Raw genomic sequence first — 17,478 nt, 5'->3', positions numbered from 1 at the left:
TTAATACGAGCGGTTTCAGGCGAATTCACCTGCTGCCTGACCGGAGGCCCAGGCCCACTGGAAATTATAACCGCCCAGCCAGCCGGTCACGTCAACACATTCGCCGATGAAATAGAGGCCCGCCACGGTTTTCGCTGCCATGCTGCGGGAATCGAGGCCGGTCGTATCCACGCCGCCAAGAGTGACTTCCGCCGTGCGATATCCCTCGGAACCGGCTGGCTTGATCTGCCAGTCCTGCACCTCATTTGCCAAGGTCGCCAGAGCCTTGTCTGACATATCGGCAAGGTTGCCGGTCAGCCCCGATTTTTCCACGACATGCTGCGCGAGCCGTTTCGGCAGGATTTCCGCAAGAGCGGTCTGGGCCGACTGGCGGCCGTTCTTCTGTTTCGCTTCCTTTAGCAAGGCGACGATATCGCGCGCAGGCTCCAGTTTCAGGCGGATCGTATCGCCCTCCCGCCAATAGGAGGAGATTTGCAGGATTGAGGGGCCGCTCAGGCCCCGATGGGTAAACAGCAGTGCTTCGTTGAAAGCCGTTTTGCCATGGGAAATTTCGGCTGGCACGGCAACACCGGCAAGGGGGCTCAGCTTTTCCAGTGCCGCAGGATCAAGCGTCAGCGGCACGAGGCCGGGGCGCGTCTCGATGAGCGACAGGCCAAATTGCTCGGCGATCTGGTAGGCAAAACCGGTCGCACCCATTTTCGGGATCGACTTGCCGCCCGTTGCGACCACAAGGCTTTCCGCCTCGATGACGCCGCCGGAGGTCGTCACGCGAAACCGGCCGCCATCATGGGCGACATCAGAAACGGCGGTTTCGAGCCTCAATTTCACCTTTGCAGCCTGCATTTCGCCAAGCAGCATGCGGATGATGTCCTTGGCGCTATCGTCGCAGAAGAGCTGCCCAAGCGTCTTTTCATGCCAGGCGATACGATGTTTTTCGACCAGAGCGATGAAATCGCGCGGCGTGTAACGGGCAAGTGCGGATTTGGCGAAATGCGGGTTGGCGGAGAGATAATTCTTCGGCCCGGCGTGGATGTTGGTGAAATTACAGCGGCCGCCGCCGGAGATGCGGATTTTCTCGCCCGGCGCCTTGGCATGGTCGAGGATAATAACGGAGCGGCCGCGCTGGCCGGCACGGATGGCGCACATCATGCCGGCAGCCCCCGCCCCCAAAATCAGCACGTCACATTTGTCTGCCATAGTTGTTTTCCGTTTGCTTCTCCCTTTCCTCTTTTCGAAGTGTCGCCGGTTGTCAATGGCGCTTTCCCCCTCGCCAATTGCCAAACTCCGGTTATGATGGCGCCAGTCGAAACACAGACCCGGTGATACATGCCCCCGAAGAAAACCATGCTCCGCCCGAAGAAACAGGCAACCATGGCAAAGAAACCTCCCCTCGACCTTTCCTCTACCCGTGGCGTTTCCTCCTGGCGCGAAGCTTCGCAATGGTTGAGGGCGCGCGGTATCGAGGATATTGAATGCATAACACCCGATCTTGCCGGGGTTGCGCGTGGCAAGATGATGCCGACGGCGAAATTTACGGGCGACACCTCGCTTGCCCTGCCCTCCGCCCTCTATCGCCACACGATCTCGGGCGAATATCCGGATGAGACGGCAAACTTCCGCTATGAGCCGCGCGACAGCGACCTGAAGCTTGTGCCTGATCTTTCCACGCTGTCCGTGGTGCCATGGGAAAGCGACCCGACCGCGCAGGTGATCTGCGATGTCGTGGATGCCGAGGGTAATTTCGTTCCCTATACGCCGCGCAACGTGCTGAAAAACGTGCTTTCGCTTTACACGGAAAAAGGCTGGAAGCCGGTCGTCGCGCCGGAAATCGAGTTCTACCTCGTCGCCATGAATGACGACCCTGACTATCCGCTGCATCCGCCCAAGGGCCGCTCCGGACGCTCCATCGTCGGTGGGCAGAGCTATTCCATCGCCGGCATCAACGAGTTCGACGAACTGATCGACGATATCTATCACTTCTCCGAAAAACAGGGCCTCGAGATCGATACCCTGATCCACGAGGAAGGCCCGGCCCAGCTGGAAATCAACCTGCGCCATGGCGATCCGATCGAACTTGCCGACCAGGTGTTCCTGTTCAAGCGCACGATCCGTGAGGCAGCATTGAAGCATGGCATCTACGCCACCTTCATGGCCAAGCCCATGCAGGGTCAGCCGGGTTCGGCCATGCATATCCATCAGTCGGTGGTGGAGATCGACAGCGGCCGCAATATCTTCTCCAACAAGGACGGCGGCCCGTCCAAGGAGTTCTTCGCCTTCGTCGGCGGCATGCAGCGTTATGTTCCGAACGCGCTGGTGATGCTTGCTCCTTACGTGAATTCCTATCGACGCCTGACGCCTGACATGGCTTGCCCGGTCAACAATGCCTGGGGTTACGACAATCGCACGACGGCTTTCCGCGTGCCGATTTCCAGCCCGCAGGCAAGGCGTGTCGAAAACCGCCTGCCGAGTTCGGATGCCAATCCCTATCTCGCGCTTGCCGCCTCGCTTGCCTGCGGCTGGCTCGGCATCGTCAACAATATCGAGCCGACCGAACCGACCGCTGATACGGCCAATGAAGGCTCCATCGACCTGCCGCGCGGGCTGCTGGAAGCCGTGGCGCTGCTGGAAGGCGAAGAACAGTTCGAGCGGGTGTTCGGCCATGAATTCGTCGGCCTTTATGCGGGCCTGAAGCGCGGGGAATTCGAGACATTCATGCAGGTCATCAGCCCATGGGAGCGGGAATTCCTGCTTCTCAACGTGTGAGGTCTGAAGCATGACGTGGCAAAGCCCGATAGCGCCGGGGATTTCCTGGTATCAGGCAAGCGCCCAGGAGCGGCCGCAATATCCGGCGCTCGACGGGTCGAAAGCAGTGGACGTCGCGGTCGTCGGCGGCGGCTATACCGGGCTTCAGGCCGCCTTTAATCTTGCCGCCAACGGTGTCTCCGTCGCCTTGATCGAGGCGCATCGTTTCGGCGACGGCGCATCAGGCCGCAACGGCGGGCAATTCGGCACCGGGCAGCGCTCGTTTCCCGACGAGATGGAAGACGAGATCGGCTTCGAGCAGTCCAAGGTACTGTTCGATATCGCCGAGGATGCCAAGCACTACGTCCTCAACTTCGCCCGCGATCACGGCATCGACATGGAGTATCTGCCGGGGCAGCTCTATGTTGCGCACAAGGCTGCTTACGAAGACGATTACCGCAAAAGCGTCGATGCGATGAACAATCGCTACGGCTATCCGCATATTTCCTACATGGAGCGGGCGGACGCACGCAGACGTGTCGGCTCCAGCCATTATTTCGGCGGCACACGCGATACCGGCACCGGCCATATCCATCCGCTGAAGCTACTGGTCGGGCTTGCGAAAGCCGCAAAAGAGGCGGGCGCCGGCATCCATGAAATGACGCCCGCCAAATCCATACGCCAGGCGGGCGGCAAGACCATCATCGAAACGCCCTCCAGCACGCTGACCGCAACGCGGGTGCTGATTGCGACCAATGCCTATATCGGCAATCTGGAACCGGTGACGGCGGCCCATATCATGCCCATCCGCTCCTTCATCGGCGCGACCGCACCGCTTGACGCTTATCCCGACATTATTCCCGGCAAGGAAGCCGTGGCCGATTCCCGTTTCGTGGTGCGCTATTTCCGCAAGACGGTCGACAACCGGCTGCTGTTCGGCGGGCGCGAGGCCTATACGGCCGATACGCCGCGCGACATTTCCAGCCATATTCGCCGGCAGATCGCGGAAATCTATCCCGAACTCGGAAATGTCGAGATCACCCATTCCTGGGGCGGCTCCGTCGGCATCACCCTGCCAAGGCGGGTGTTCGTGCGGGAAGTCATGCCAGGGGTCACCTCCATCGGCGGTTATTCCGGACACGGGGTGATGCTGTCGAACTATTGCGGCAAGCTCTATGCCGATCTCGTTCTCGGCAGACAGGATATGCTGGCGCCATTCGCGCGGTTGAAAGTTCCGTCGTTCCCCGGCGGTGCATCGCTGCGGGCACCGCTGCTTTTTCTGGCGCTCTCATGGTACGCGTTGCGAGACAGGTTTTAGGAAATCCGCCCACCTCTGGAGATCTGATGGAAAGACCTAGCGACAGGCTTGTAACGATTGCGACCGGTTACGGGATGGCGGAAACCGCCGTGACCTGTTCGTTTCTGCGCGCCTATGGCATCCACACCACCGTGCCCTCGGCCCATATCGTTTCCGTGAACTGGCATTTGACGGTCGCTTTCGGAGGCATGGAAATCCGGGTGCCGGAGTGGCAGCGGCATGAGGCAAGACTGCTGCTGGACAGTATAGATGCCTCGCACAAGGTCGATGAGCCATCACCGCGATCATGGATGGGGAAAATCGCAGCAATCGTCGTTTTTTTCTTTTTTTCCGTTCCGCCGCCGGCCAAAGGCTTGTTCAAGAACCCTGCTTTCTAGCCGGCATCACTCAATGACAATCGGTACGGGTTTTCGACCCGTGAAACCAAAATTCATAATTTCACATAACTGAGACTGGCATTTTTAAATCGATTAGATTATGGATGCCCCAACCCTTGAAGATCGAGAGTATCGATATGAGCAGTCAGATCATTCCTGTTGAAGCTTTTGATTGTGTCGTTTTCGGCGGCACAGGCGATTTGGCAGAGCGCAAGCTTTTGCCGGCCCTTTATCACCGTCAGGTCGAAGGCCAGTTCACGGAGCCGACCCGCATCATCGGCGCGTCGCGTTCGGTCATGAGCCATGAGGAATATCGCAAATTCGCGCAGGACGCGCTGAAGGAGCATCTGAAGGCGGGTGAATATGATGATGCGCAGGTTGCGCTGTTCCTCAACCGGCTTTTCTACGTTCCCGTCGACGCAAAATCCGGCAACGGATGGGACGTGTTGAAGAAGCTGCTCGATGAGGGCAAGGAGCGCATACGCGCCTTCTATCTCGCTGTTGCGCCCGGCATTTTCGGCGATATCGCCGACAAGATCCGCGAACACAAGCTTATCACCCGCTCGACCCGCATCGTCGTCGAAAAGCCGATCGGCCGCGACCTTGCCTCGGCGCAGGAACTCAACGACACCATCGGCCACGTCTTCAAGGAAGAACAGATCTTCCGCATCGACCACTATCTCGGCAAGGAGACGGTGCAGAACCTGATGGCACTGCGTTTTGCCAACGCGCTTTACGAGCCGCTTTGGAATTCCGCCCATATCGACCACGTGCAGATCACGGTCGCAGAAGCTGTCGGCCTTGAGGGTCGCGCCGGATATTACGATACGGCCGGTGCGTTGCGCGACATGGTGCAGAACCACATTCTGCAATTGCTTTGCCTCGTTGCCATGGAGCCGCCCGCTTCCATGAACGCGGAAGCCGTGCGTGACGAAAAGCTCAAGGTTCTGCGCTCGCTGAAGCCGATCAACACCAGCAATGTTGAAAAGCTGACGGTTCGCGGCCAGTACCGCGCCGGCGCTTCCGCAGGCGGCCCGGTGAAAGGTTATCTGGAGGAGCTGGAGGGCGGCGTTTCCAACACGGAAACCTTCGTCGCCATCAAGGCCGAAATCGCAAACTGGCGCTGGGCCGGCGTTCCTTTCTACATTCGCACGGGAAAACGCCTTGCGACCCGCGTTTCGGAAATCGTCGTCACGTTCAAGCAGATCCCGCATTCGATCTTCGACGATGCGGCCGGCAAGATCGAAGCCAACAAGCTGGTCATTCGCCTCCAACCGGACGAAGGCGTCAAGCAGTCGCTGCTCATCAAGGATCCCGGCCCGGGCGGCATGCGGCTGCGTCAGGTCTCGCTGGACATGAGCTTTGCCGAGGCCTTCAATGTGCGCAGCCCCGATGCCTATGAGCGGCTTTTGATGGATACCATCCGCTCCAACCAGACACTCTTCATGCGCCGCGACGAAGTGGAAGCGGCATGGGACTGGGTCGATCCGATCCTCAAGAGCTGGGAAGAGCTGGGACAGGGCGTACAGGGTTATACTGCCGGAACCTGGGGTCCGAGCGGCTCGATCGCACTGATCGAGCGCGACGGCCGCACCTGGCACGACGCTGACTGAGGGCGCGGGTATGAGCGAAACAATCCATGTCTTCGACACAGCCGCTGAACTGGCGAAAACCCTGGCGGCGGATGTTGCCGCGCGTCTCGACGCGGCAACGAAAGAATACGGAACGGCAAGCATTGCCGTTTCGGGCGGTTCAACGCCCAAGCTGTTCTTCCAGGCGCTTTCCCATCATGATCTCGACTGGAGCAACATCAGCGTGACGCTGGTGGACGAACGGTTCGTGCCGCCAGAAAGCGAGCGCTCGAACCACCGGCTGGTCAGCGAGAACCTGTTGCAGGACAAGGCGAAGGCGGCCTATTTCGTGCCGCTGTTCCAGCCCGCGGCCTCGCCTGAGGATGCAGCGACGCTTGCGACCGTCAAGACCGAGGCGATCTGCGATCCTTTCGATGTCGTCGTGCTGGGCATGGGAACGGATGGGCATACGGCATCGTTCTTTCCCGGTGGCGACAATCTCTACGAAGCGCTCGACCTTGACGAACCGCGCGGCGTTTTGACCATGGCGGCGGAAACCGCGGGGGAAGAACGGTTGACGTTCAACTTCTCCAGCCTTCACGATGCAGGTTTTCTGGTGCTCCACATAGAAGGTGCAGCAAAAAAGGCGACGCTTGAAAAAGCACAGTCGGGCGAGGATGAGGACGAAATGCCGATCCGCGCCGTGCTGAACCGGGCAGAAACCGCCGTGGATATTTACTGGGCGCCATAGCTGGATGCGGTTGCCGCGCAAGCGGCCCCGCGACAGCGCCCGACGACACAAGACGAAAACACGATAACCGGTCCTTCATCTCCCGGAACACCGGTTCTCGACCAACGAACAGGATGAACGCTCATGTCCGCCGATTCCCGCATTCAGGCCATTACCGCCCGCATCGTCGAACGCTCCAAGCCTTACCGCGAGACCTATCTCGAGCGGCTGCGGCTGCAGGTTTCTAAGGGGGTTCATCGCTCCACTCTCTCCTGCGGTAACCTCGCGCATGGATTTGCTGTCTGTTCCCCCGCCGACAAGGACCTCCTTGCCGGCGACCGGGTTGGTAATCTCGGCATCATCACCGCCTATAACGACATGCTGTCGGCGCACCAACCCTACGAGACCTTTCCGGCAATCATCCGCGAGGCCGCAGCGCAAGCCGGCGGCGTGGCGCAGGTCGCGGGTGCCGTGCCTGCCATGTGCGACGGCGTAACCCAGGGGCAGCCGGGCATGGAGCTCTCGCTATTCTCCCGTGATGCCATCGCCATGGCTGCCGGCATCGGCCTGTCGCATAACATGTTCGACGCCGCCGTCTATCTCGGTGTCTGCGACAAGATCGTTCCCGGCCTCGTCATCGCAGCGCTTTCCTTCGGTCACCTGCCCTCCATCTTCATCCCCGCCGGGCCTATGACCACCGGCCTGCCGAACGACGAGAAATCCCGCATTCGCCAGCTTTATGCAGAGGGCAAGGTTGGGCGCGCCGAGCTGCTGGAGGCGGAGTCCAAATCCTATCACGGTCCCGGCACCTGCACTTTCTACGGCACGGCAAATTCCAACCAGATGCTGATGGAGATCATGGGTTTCCACATGCCCGGCTCTTCCTTCATCAATCCCGGCACGCCGCTGCGCGACGCGCTGACACGCGAGGCCGCCAAGCGGGCGCTCGCCATCACCGCGCAGGGCAACGAATTCACGCCTGCGGGCGAAATGATCGATGAGCGCTCGATCGTCAACGGCGTCGTTGGCCTGCACGCGACGGGCGGCTCGACCAACCACACCATGCATCTGATCGCCATGGCGCGCGCAGCCGGCATCATCCTCACCTGGCAGGATATTTCCGACCTGTCGGATACCGTGCCGCTGCTCGCCCGCGTTTATCCCAACGGTCTTGCGGATGTGAACCATTTCCACGCCGCAGGCGGCATGGGCTTCCTCATCAAGCAGCTTTTGAAACAGGGCTTCGTGCATGACGATGTCCGCACCGTCTTCGGACAGGGGCTCGAAGCCTACACCGTGGATGCAAAGCTTGACGAAAACGGCGCAGTGACCCGCGAGCCTTCACCCGAGCAGAGCCACGACCCCAAGGTTCTCGCCAGCATTGAAACGCCGTTCCAGCCGACCGGCGGTCTGAAAATGCTGACCGGCAATCTCGGCAAATCGGTCATCAAGATCTCCGCCGTCAAGCCCGAACGCCATATCATCGAAGCGCCCGCGATCGTCTTTAACGACCAGCAGGAGCTTCAGGATGCCTTCAAGGACGGCAAGCTCAACCGCGATTTCATCGCTGTCGTCCGCTTCCAGGGTCCGAAGGCCAACGGCATGCCGGAACTGCACCGCCTGACACCGCCACTTGGCGTACTGCAGGATCGCGGCTTCAAGGTGGCGCTGGTGACGGACGGACGCATGTCCGGCGCTTCCGGCAAGGTGCCGGCCGCCATCCATGTCACGCCGGAAGCTTCCGAATGCGGCCCGATCTCGCTCATCCGCGATGGCGACATCATCCGTCTCGACGCCATTTCCGGAACGCTTGAAGTGCTTGTTCCAGCCGCAGAGCTGGCAAAGCGCGAACCGGCGCGCGCCGACCTTTCCGCCAACGAATGGGGCATGGGCCGCGAACTTTTCGCCCCGTTCCGCCGTAATGTCGGCCCTGCCGACCAGGGCGCCTCCGTTCTGTTCCATTGATCGCCCGGAGGCGAAGGCCGGATTCGGCCTCGCCTCCGCACCCTCTTGGCATGACCCGCATAACCCGCGCTGAAACCGCTTTATTTCCCGTCTCTTAAACGCCAAACTTGTCATGCGGCTGTGATGATCGCCCTATAGGGGCTTCTCAGCCAGCCGCGGGACGATGACGCATTTCAAGATGATGGGGCCAGACATGACGATTTTCTCAAGCAAACGCCGTGACGTGCTGAAGCTTATGGCTGGCACCGCCATACTGCCGCTGATGGTGGTGGCAACGCCGGCGGAGGCGCAGGATGTGGCCCTGCGTGCAATCGTGATTTCCGACCTGCATTCGGCCTATGAGCGCATCGGGCAGCTCCTAGCAGCCATAGAAATGCGCATCGCGGCTGACAAGGCACCCCACATTATTCTTCTGAACGGCGACCTGTTCGAAACCGGCAATGCGGTGGCGACACGGTCGTCCGGCGAAATCGAGTGGACGTTCCTCTCGGCGCTCGCCAGGCTCGCGCCCACCATCATCAATATCGGCAACCATGAACCGGATATCGATAACGACCTCGCAAATTTCGTCAGTCGTGCCCGCGCGCTCGGCATCACCGTGCTGTCCAACATCATCGACAAGCGCAGCGGCGCACCCTATGCACCGGCCAGTGCGGAGGTGAGTGTGGGCGGACGGCCGGTCGTCGTTGCGGGCCTTGCCACCAACGCGATCGATACCTATCCGAAGGCGACGCGTGAGATGCTGGATATTCCGCAGCCTGTGGAATGGGCCAAGGCGAATCTGCCTGCAATCGTCAAGCCGGAGGCGATCAACATCGTTCTCAGCCACGCCGGTGTTGTTGCCGACCGCGATATCCTGCCATTGCTGCCCGATGGCACCCTGCTGGTCGGCGGCCACGATCACCTGAACTTCGTGCATGAACAGGGTGCGACGCGCTATGTACACACGGGTTCATGGTGCACCTCCATGGCCATTGCGACGATCGAAGCTGCTGGCAAGGCGCCGACGATCGAGACCGTCGCCATCGACAGCGACGCCCCCTCCTCCCCGGCGCTCAAAGGCCTGATCGAACAGACGCTCGACAAACATCTGACGGCAGAAGAGAAGGCGGTTGTCGGCAAAACGGAAAAGGCAATGACAGTTGACGAGGCAGGACGCCGTGTGGCGCAGCTGATCGCCACAAAAACCGGCGCGGATGTCGGCTTCATTGGCCACACCTCCTTCGGCGCTGGTTTGCCAAGGGGCGATATCCGCCGCTACGATTTCAACGCCTCGCTGCGTTTCGACGGCAAGCTGATGGTGACGGAAGTGGATGGCGAAACGCTTGCGCAAATCCTCAAGCGCTGCAATCAGGACGGCGATATTCCGCTTGCTGACCGCACCGGCGATTATCTTTACGCCATGCCGGAAAAACCGGTCACAAGAGAGCGATACAAACTGGTCTGCAACGACTGGTCCGCCACCAACCAGAAATCCTATCTCGGCCGCAGCGATCTTGCCTTTGCGGAAGTGCCCGATGTGAAGCTGAAGCAGACGGTTCTGGGTGGGCTTTCCTGAAGCCGGAGATTCTCCAGCCCCTTAGAAAGACCGGATATCGAGCTTCCGGTCCTTGTGCGCCGGATGTGTGCTGAACACGAAAATGCGGTCGAGTTCCTTTTGCGTCAACATGCGCAGAAAACGAACGTGGATGGTGTTGTTGGCGTTGACGCGCAACATAACGCAGCCGATCTTGTTGATGCGGGCGTCGGGAATATCCAGATAGAACTGGTTCGGAAGATTGTATTTCGTCAGGAGTGCCAGCACGGCCTCGGTCTGGGAAATGCGAATGACGTCGCAACGGCGAGCGGCCATATGCATGACGGCCTTCTCGGTATATTCGATGCGCGCCGCATTCATGGTGTCTTCCATGCGAAACCGGCCTTCGCGGTCGTACATGAAGGATTCTTCCTTGGTCAGGTAACTGTTCTTGATAACACCCGCACTGCTCTGCACGCCCTGACCTCCATGCTCTTTCTACGTCTCCAAGATTAAAACGTAGTCTTTAACAATTCATATCAGCGTCACCTTAAACAGACCGAAGACGGAACATTTTTGGCATTTTTCCACAGCGGCAAAATATCATGAAAAAACCCCGGAACGGGACGTTCCGGGGCATGTTTCCTGAAGCTCACGGCCATTGTCTCCGCAACTATCTGCGGTAGTTCTTGCCCTCGGCATCAAAGAGATGGAGCTTTGCCTGCGGTGCCGCAAAACGCAGGGTCTGACCCTTGGCGACGGATACGATGCCCGGCACCTTGACGATGATCGGCTCCTGCCCCTTGGGCGCTTCGAGATAAAGCAGGGTCACTTCACCGAGAGCCTCGACGATCGCGACTTTTCCCTCGAAAAGATAATCGTCGCCGGTGACGATGCTCAAATCCTCCGGCCGGACACCGAAGCTCGCGGCCTTGCCCTGCTCGGTTGCAGGCGTGGGAACGACGATGTTCAGCGTCTTGCCTCCGGCAAGTTCGATCGAAGTCCGCTCCCCGGTTACGGCAATTTTTGCCGCAATGATGTTCATGGCGGGCGAGCCGATGAACCGCGCCACGAAGAGGTTGGCGGGGTTTTCGTAAAGTTCCAGCGGCGGGCCGACCTGTTCCACACGACCCGCATTCAAAACGACGATACGGTCGGCCAGCGTCATCGCCTCCACCTGATCGTGGGTGACGTAGATCATCGTCGTGTCTGCCATCTGCTCATTGAGCTTGGCGATCTCGATGCGGGTTGCGACGCGCAGCGCGGCATCGAGGTTTGACAGGGGTTCGTCGAACAGGAACACCTTGGGGTTGCGGCAAATGGCACGGCCGATGGCGACGCGCTGGCGCTGGCCGCCAGAAAGAGCCTTGGGCAAACGCTCCAGATATTGCGTCAGCTGCAGGATTTCGGCAGCGGCGCGGACGCGGCGGTCGATCTCCTGCTTGTTTTCCTTGGCGATCTTCATGCCGAAGGCCATGTTGTCGTAAACAGTCATATGCGGATAAAGCGCATAGGACTGGAACACCATGGCAATGCCCCGACGCGAGGGCGGGATTTCATTGACCAGCTGGCCGTCGATAAACATCTCACCGCCGGTGATTTCCTCCAGACCCGCAATCATGCGCAGCAACGTCGATTTCCCGCAGCCGGACGGCCCGACGAAAACGATGAATTCGCCCTGTTCGATCTCCAGATCGATGCCGTGCAGGACTTTTACCTGCCCGTATGATTTGCGGATATCCTTGAGAACGAGACTTGTCATGGGTTGTTCCTCCCTGCTCTATCAGGCGTAACGGGCGAAGAAAGCGCCCCATGCCGGAAGTTCTACGCTTCTGCCGTCCACACCGCTTGCAAAGCCGTGGCCTTCGAGAACCTCCCAGTTCCCTTCCGGCAGCGTCGCCTTTGCTGACGTCGCGGACAGATTGAAGAGGCACAGAACGATTTCGTTGCCGAGCGTGCGGGTGTAGCTCAGCACATCGCCCTCCACTGGCTGGAATTCGATGCCGCCCTTGGCAAAAGCGGGATGCTTTTTGCGGAAAGAAAGGAAGCGGCGGTAATGCTCCAGCACGGATGCTTCATTGCCCTGCTGGGCGCTGACGGCACGCTGCTTGTGTTCGGCCGGAATGGGCAGCCAGGTCTTGTCCGACGTCGAGAAGCCGGCCTGCGCATGGCCCGCATCCCACACCATCGGTGTGCGGCAACCGTCGCGGCCTTTAAATTCCGGCCAGAACTGAATGCCGTAGGGGTCCTGCAAATCCTCAAAAGCAATATCGGCTTCAGTAAGGCCCAGCTCTTCACCCTCATAGATGCAGACGGAGCCGCGCTGCGTCATCAACAACGCCGAGAGCACCTTGGCGAAAGCATCCTTATCCTCGACATGCTCGCCCCAGCGGCTGACATGGCGAACGACATCGTGGTTGGAGAAAGCCCAGCAGGCCCAGCCTTCCGGTGCGGCCCTGGCAAAATCCGCCTGCACATCGGCAACACGCTGCGGCGTGAGCGCATCCGGCGCCAGGAATTCGAAGGCGTAGCACATCTGCATCTTGTCGTCGCCGGAGGTGTATTCACCGACGATTTCGAGCCCGCGCTGGCTGTCGCCCACTTCTCCGACGGCGGCAATATCCGGAAACTCGTCCAGCACGGCGCGGAAGCGTTTCAGGAAAGCGATGTTTTCGGGGCGGTTCTTGTCGTAGAGATGTTCCTGGAAATTGTAGGGATTGACCGCAGGTGCCGTGGAGGCGTTGCGGCGCTCCGGCGCCAGCGCCGGGTTGTCGCGCAATTCCAGATCATGGAAATAGAAGTTGATGGTATCGAGGCGGAAACCATCGACGCCGCGCTTCAGCCAGAAGCGGGTGATATTGAGCAGTTCTTCCTGAACTTCCGGATTATGCAGGTTGAGATCCGGCTGCGAGGTCAGGAAGTTGTGCATGTAATATTGCATGCGGGTGGGGTCCCACTGCCAGCCGGAGCCGCCGAAGATCGACAGCCAGTTGTTGGGCGGCGTGCCATCCGGCTTGCTGTCCGACCAGACATACCAGTCCGATTTCGGATTGTTGCGGCTGGCGCGGCTTTCCACGAACCACGGATGCTGGTCAGACGTGTGCGACATGACGAGGTCGATCATGACGCGGATACCCAGACGGTGCGCTTCCGCGATCAACCCGTCGAAATCGGCAAGCGTGCCGAACATCGGATCGACATCGACATAATTCGAGACGTCGTAACCGAAATCCTTCATTGGCGAGGTGAAGAAGGGCGAAATCCAGATTGCGTCGGCACCGAGACCGGCAATATGCGCCAACCGGTCGGTGATGCCCTTGAGATCGCCGATGCCGTCGCCATTGGAGTCCTGATAGGAGCGCGGGTAGATCTGATAGATCACGGCGCCGCGCCACCAATCCTTGTTGGGCGTCAAAGCGGAAATCACCGGAGCGGTCATAGTCTCATCCTGTCTGGTATGGGCGTTCATGGATAATCAGCCTCCCTTGACGGAGCCTGAGAGCAGGCCACGCACGAGATAACGTTGAAGGGCAAAGAAGACGCCGAGCGGCACGACAATGGTAACGAAGGCCGAGGCGGTGAGGATTTCCCAGTTGCCGCCGCGCGAACCGAGCAGCGCGTTCAAAGCACCGGTCAGCACCAGCTCATCCTTCTGCGTGCCGAGGAAGACCATGGCGACGAGCAGGTCGTTCCAGGTCCACAGAAACTGGAAGATGGCGAAGGAGGCGAGCGCCGGGAAGGACAGCGGCAGGATGATCTTGACGAAGATTTCGAAATCGCTCGCGCCGTCGACACGCGCACTTTCGATGATCTCTTTCGGCAGGCCGGAAATGTAGTTGCGCAACAGGTAGATGGCGAGCGGCAGACCGAAGGCGGTGTGCGCCAGCCAGATGCCGGCATAGGTCTTGGACGGTACGCCGAAGATATTGCCGATTTCGTTGTAGAGTTTCAGGAGCGGTATCAGCGACATCTGCAACGGTACGACGATGAGGCCCACTACCATCGCAATCAGAAAATTGCGGCCGGAAAAGCTCATCCATGACAGCGCATAGGCGGCAAAGGCGGCGATGAGGATCGGAATGACGGTTGCCGGCACGGCGACTGTCAGCGAGTTGACGAAGGACTGGCCGATGCCTTCCGAGGTCAGGACGGTTCGATAATTGTCGAGTGTGAAGACCGGCGGTGTCGCGACGGAAATATAGACGCGCTTGCCGCGAGAGCCCTCGAAGCTTGAGGCCTTGCTGTATTCATAGGTGCCGTCCGTATTGACGAGCAGCGTTTCCCCGTCGCCGATATCTGCCGCTTCACCGGCTTTGAAGGCCGTCGGCTCCTGCACGCGAACGCCGAAGGCTGCAACCTTGCCCCCCTGTCCGCTTTCAAAAACATTACCTGATATGACGTAGCGGTTCCCGTCCTGCTTCTGCACGGCAGCGTCGGCAAGGCGAACCGCCGCGGTCTGCTCAGAACTGGAAAAGGCCGTCCACCAGCCCGACACGGTGATCTGGTCCTTGTCGCGCAGGGAACTTACGAGAATACCGAGTGTGGGCAGAAGCCAGAGAAGCACGACGACCAGCACGCTGGCATGGACGATGAGGCGCGGCAGGCCGACGCGGCGCAGACGTTTTACGATATCCATCTCAGCGGCCCTCCATCTCACGGTTCGCCTGGCGGATGTTCCAGACCATGATCGGGGTGACGGCCGCCATGATGACGAGCGCTATGACCGCACTTCGGCCACTGTCACCGCCGCCGCGGAACATCCAGTCGAACATGAGGTTGGCGAGAACCATGGTGTTCCACTGACCGTTGGTCATGGTCAGCACGATGTCGAAAACCTTGAGAACGAGAATGGTGATTGTCGTCCAGACGACGGCGATGGTGCCCCAGATTTGCGGGACCATGATCTTCCAGAAGATCTGCCAGCCATTGGCGCCATCGATGACGGCCGCTTCGATTGTCTCTTCCGGAATGCCGCGCAGCGCTGCCGACAGGATGACCATGGCAAAGCCGGTCTGAATCCAGATGAGGATGACCATCAGGAAAAAGTTGTTCCAGAAGGGCATAGAAATCCACACCTCCGGGCTGCCGCCGAAAAACTCGACGACGGCGTTGAGGAGACCGATCTGCACCTGACCTTCGGCGCGATACTCGTAAATGAATTTCCAGATGACGGAGGCACCGACGAAGGAGATCGCCATCGGCATGAAGACGATGGATTTGGCGATGTTGCCCCACCAGATGCGGTCGGTCATGACGGCAATAACGAGGCCGAAGAAGGTGCAGGCGGCCGGCACCACGGCCAGCCAGAGGATGTTGTTGAAGATCGATTGCCTGAAGCCGGCATCGAAAAATGCCCAGCGATAATTGGCAAGACCTACGAATTCGGCTCCGGTCCGGTCATAGAATGAGAGGATGAGCGTCGCGATGACGGGATAGACCAGATAGACGAGAAGAAGGAGAAGAGCGGGGCCGATGAACAGCCAGGGCCTGACCGACGCGCGGCGGTTGAGGTTGCGGGATGCCTGCAACACGTCTCCCGAGCGGACGGGAAAGATTACCTGCAACAGTTTGTCGGATAGCCAATAATAGGCAGCGCAGGCAAAAACGCCGGCCACCATGACGCCGATGGCAGAAACGAGTTGTTGAGCCATGTTCCCTCCCTTGATCCTCTCCGCGCCGCGCTGATTTTATGCGGTCGACGGCCGTTCCGTTGGCAAAGGCCCGGCGGCATCACCGCCGGGTCAAGCTCTGTTGAGGTTACTTCAGGCCGTCCCAGGCCTTCTGGATATCGGCAGCGACCTGATCGGCCGACTTGCCGCCAACGAAATCGATCATGCCGGTCCAGAATGCACCCGCGCCGATCTTGCCCGGCATCAAGTCGGAACCGTCAAAGCCGAAGGTGGTCGCGGAGGTGAGGATTTCACCCTGACGCTTCATCTGCTCATTGGCATAGGTATCGACATTCACACCCTTATACGGCGTCAGGAAGCTGGACTGTGCCATCCAGACTTCATGGGCGATCGGGGTTTTCAGGAAATCGACGAAAGCCTTGGCGGCGGGCGCTTCCTTGGTGATGGTGACGAGCGTGCCGGCGCCCAGAACCGGCTTGCCGAGTTCAGGCTTTGCGGCATAGGTCGGCATATAGAAGAAATCCACATCCGTTCCGACCTTGGTACCATCAGGGAAGAAGGACGGCACGAAGGACGCTTGATGGTGGAGGTAGCACTTCGGCGGAATGTCGAAGAGACCCTTCGGGCTGTCGCGGAAGTCGGTGGAGGCCACAGCCGCAACGCCGCCGCTGACATATTTTTCGTTCTTGGCGAATTTGCCGAATTCATTGATTGCCGCAACTACGGCCGGATCGGTGAACTTCACCTCGTTCGTCGTCCATTTCTGATAGACGTCGAGTGGCTGCGTGCGCAGCATCAGGTCTTCCACCCAGTCCGTTGCCGGCCAGCCGGTCGCACCGCCGGAACCGAGGCCGATGCACCAGGGTGTGCCGCCATCGGCAACGATCTGGTCCGTCAGCTTGAACAGGTCTTCCATGCTCTCGGGCACTTTATAGCCCGCTTCCTCGAAGTTCTCAGGTACGAACCAGACGAGCGACTTCACGTCGGCCTTGAAGGGAAATGCAAAGTAAGCCTTGTTGCCGTCCTTGCCCTTGTAGCTGCCGAGATCAACCCAGGACTGGCCAGCGCCGTAATTGTCCTTGACCCAGTTTGCGGTCTCATCGCCGAGCGGAACCAGAAAACCCTTGGCGGCGAGATCGGCCAGAAGACCGGGCTGCGGCAGGATGGCGATGTTGGGCGGAGAACCCGCCTGCGTGTCGATGACGATCTGCTGTTCGTAGTTTTCCGAGGAGGAATAGCGGACGTTCACGCCGGTCGCGTCGGAGAAATAGGCCAGCACCGTCTGGAACAGCGCCTCGTCCTCGCCGCGCCAGGGCCCGAAAATCGTCAGCGTCTGACCCTTGAGGTCGGCATGGGCCGCCTTGAAGTCTTCGTAGCTTTTCCAGTTGAACTTGGCATCCTGACCGGGCGCGAATTTCAGATCGGCGGCAAAGGCCGAACCCGACAGCAGCACTATAGAAGCCGCCGTCGCCAAAAAGGTCTTCTGCATGTGATTTACCTCCCATCACATAAAAGGCTCAAAGCATCTCCCATAAATCAAAGCGCTTTGGCTGCCTATTCATCTCATTGTCATTGAGAAGGAGTCAAGAGGCTCTTTCGCTGGACATGCCGCATTGTCGTATGAATAGT

General features: G+C 59.4%; 14 protein-coding genes. 7 read left to right on the top strand and 7 right to left on the bottom strand.

Going from position 1 to position 17,478, the window contains the following annotated elements; translation table 11 throughout:
* Positions 1 to 15: 15 nt before the first annotated feature.
* A complete protein-coding gene (locus RBH71_RS15445) occupies positions 16 to 1,197 on the bottom strand; it encodes an NAD(P)/FAD-dependent oxidoreductase (RefSeq protein WP_111800669.1) in 1,182 nt (393 codons plus the stop codon).
* A 129-nt stretch (positions 1,198 to 1,326) separates the two neighbouring features.
* Here RBH71_RS15445 and RBH71_RS15440 point away from each other — a divergent pair, with 129 nt between their 5' ends.
* The 7 genes from RBH71_RS15440 to RBH71_RS15410 all read left to right on the top strand — a co-directional run bounded on the left by RBH71_RS15440 (position 1,327) and on the right by RBH71_RS15410 (position 10,261).
* The gene (locus tag RBH71_RS15440) at positions 1,327 to 2,763 is read left to right on the top strand and encodes a glutamine synthetase family protein (RefSeq protein WP_013635499.1); all 1,437 of its coding nucleotides are present in this window, start codon (positions 1,327 to 1,329) and stop codon (positions 2,761 to 2,763) included.
* A gap of 10 nt (positions 2,764 to 2,773) precedes the next feature.
* Positions 2,774 to 4,060, top strand: a complete 1,287-nt coding sequence (locus tag RBH71_RS15435; protein ID WP_323687407.1) for an FAD-binding oxidoreductase — start codon at positions 2,774 to 2,776, stop codon at positions 4,058 to 4,060.
* Positions 4,061 to 4,086: 26 nt separating this feature from the next.
* Positions 4,087 to 4,437 (top strand): hypothetical protein, encoded by a 351-nt coding sequence (locus tag RBH71_RS15430; protein WP_013635497.1) that lies wholly within the window; start codon positions 4,087 to 4,089, stop codon positions 4,435 to 4,437.
* A gap of 137 nt (positions 4,438 to 4,574) precedes the next feature.
* Positions 4,575 to 6,050, top strand: a complete 1,476-nt coding sequence (gene zwf / locus RBH71_RS15425) for a glucose-6-phosphate dehydrogenase (RefSeq protein WP_003515142.1) — start codon at positions 4,575 to 4,577, stop codon at positions 6,048 to 6,050.
* A 10-nt stretch (positions 6,051 to 6,060) separates the two neighbouring features.
* A complete protein-coding gene (pgl, locus tag RBH71_RS15420; RefSeq protein ID WP_003515141.1) occupies positions 6,061 to 6,759 on the top strand; it encodes a 6-phosphogluconolactonase in 699 nt (232 codons plus the stop codon).
* 123 nt (positions 6,760 to 6,882) lie between these two features.
* Complete coding sequence (edd, locus tag RBH71_RS15415; protein WP_003515140.1) at positions 6,883 to 8,703, top strand: phosphogluconate dehydratase; 1,821 nt, start codon at positions 6,883 to 6,885, stop codon at positions 8,701 to 8,703.
* Between the two features lie 193 nt (positions 8,704 to 8,896).
* Positions 8,897 to 10,261 (top strand): metallophosphoesterase, encoded by a 1,365-nt coding sequence (locus RBH71_RS15410; protein ID WP_035252069.1) that lies wholly within the window; start codon positions 8,897 to 8,899, stop codon positions 10,259 to 10,261.
* Between the two features lie 21 nt (positions 10,262 to 10,282).
* Here RBH71_RS15410 and RBH71_RS15405 read toward each other — a convergent pair whose 3' ends face one another.
* The 6 genes from RBH71_RS15405 to RBH71_RS15380 form a co-directional block, all read right to left on the bottom strand.
* Positions 10,283 to 10,639 (bottom strand): hypothetical protein, encoded by a 357-nt coding sequence (locus RBH71_RS15405; protein WP_050923858.1) that lies wholly within the window; start codon positions 10,637 to 10,639, stop codon positions 10,283 to 10,285.
* Positions 10,640 to 10,892: 253 nt separating this feature from the next.
* Complete coding sequence (locus RBH71_RS15400) at positions 10,893 to 11,981, bottom strand: ABC transporter ATP-binding protein (protein WP_003515137.1); 1,089 nt, start codon at positions 11,979 to 11,981, stop codon at positions 10,893 to 10,895.
* Positions 11,982 to 12,002: 21 nt separating this feature from the next.
* Positions 12,003 to 13,658: an alpha-glucosidase family protein gene (locus RBH71_RS15395; RefSeq protein ID WP_003515135.1), complete on the bottom strand. Its 1,656-nt coding sequence runs from the start codon at positions 13,656 to 13,658 to the stop codon at positions 12,003 to 12,005.
* A gap of 36 nt (positions 13,659 to 13,694) precedes the next feature.
* Positions 13,695 to 14,855, bottom strand: coding sequence for a carbohydrate ABC transporter permease (locus RBH71_RS15390; RefSeq protein WP_003515133.1), 1,161 nt, complete (start codon positions 14,853 to 14,855; stop codon positions 13,695 to 13,697).
* A 1-nt stretch (position 14,856) separates the two neighbouring features.
* Positions 14,857 to 15,870, bottom strand: coding sequence for a carbohydrate ABC transporter permease (locus RBH71_RS15385; RefSeq protein WP_003515131.1), 1,014 nt, complete (start codon positions 15,868 to 15,870; stop codon positions 14,857 to 14,859).
* A gap of 106 nt (positions 15,871 to 15,976) precedes the next feature.
* Positions 15,977 to 17,338: an ABC transporter substrate-binding protein gene (locus RBH71_RS15380; RefSeq protein WP_003515130.1), complete on the bottom strand. Its 1,362-nt coding sequence runs from the start codon at positions 17,336 to 17,338 to the stop codon at positions 15,977 to 15,979.
* Between the last annotated feature and the right edge of the window lie 140 nt (positions 17,339 to 17,478).

Source organism: Rhizobium sp. AN68 (assembly GCF_030758035.1).
GTDB lineage: Bacteria > Pseudomonadota > Alphaproteobacteria > Rhizobiales > Rhizobiaceae > Agrobacterium > Agrobacterium tumefaciens.
The sequence above is the reverse complement of the archived record's forward strand: the minus strand, read 5'-3'. Positions and strand labels throughout refer to the sequence as shown.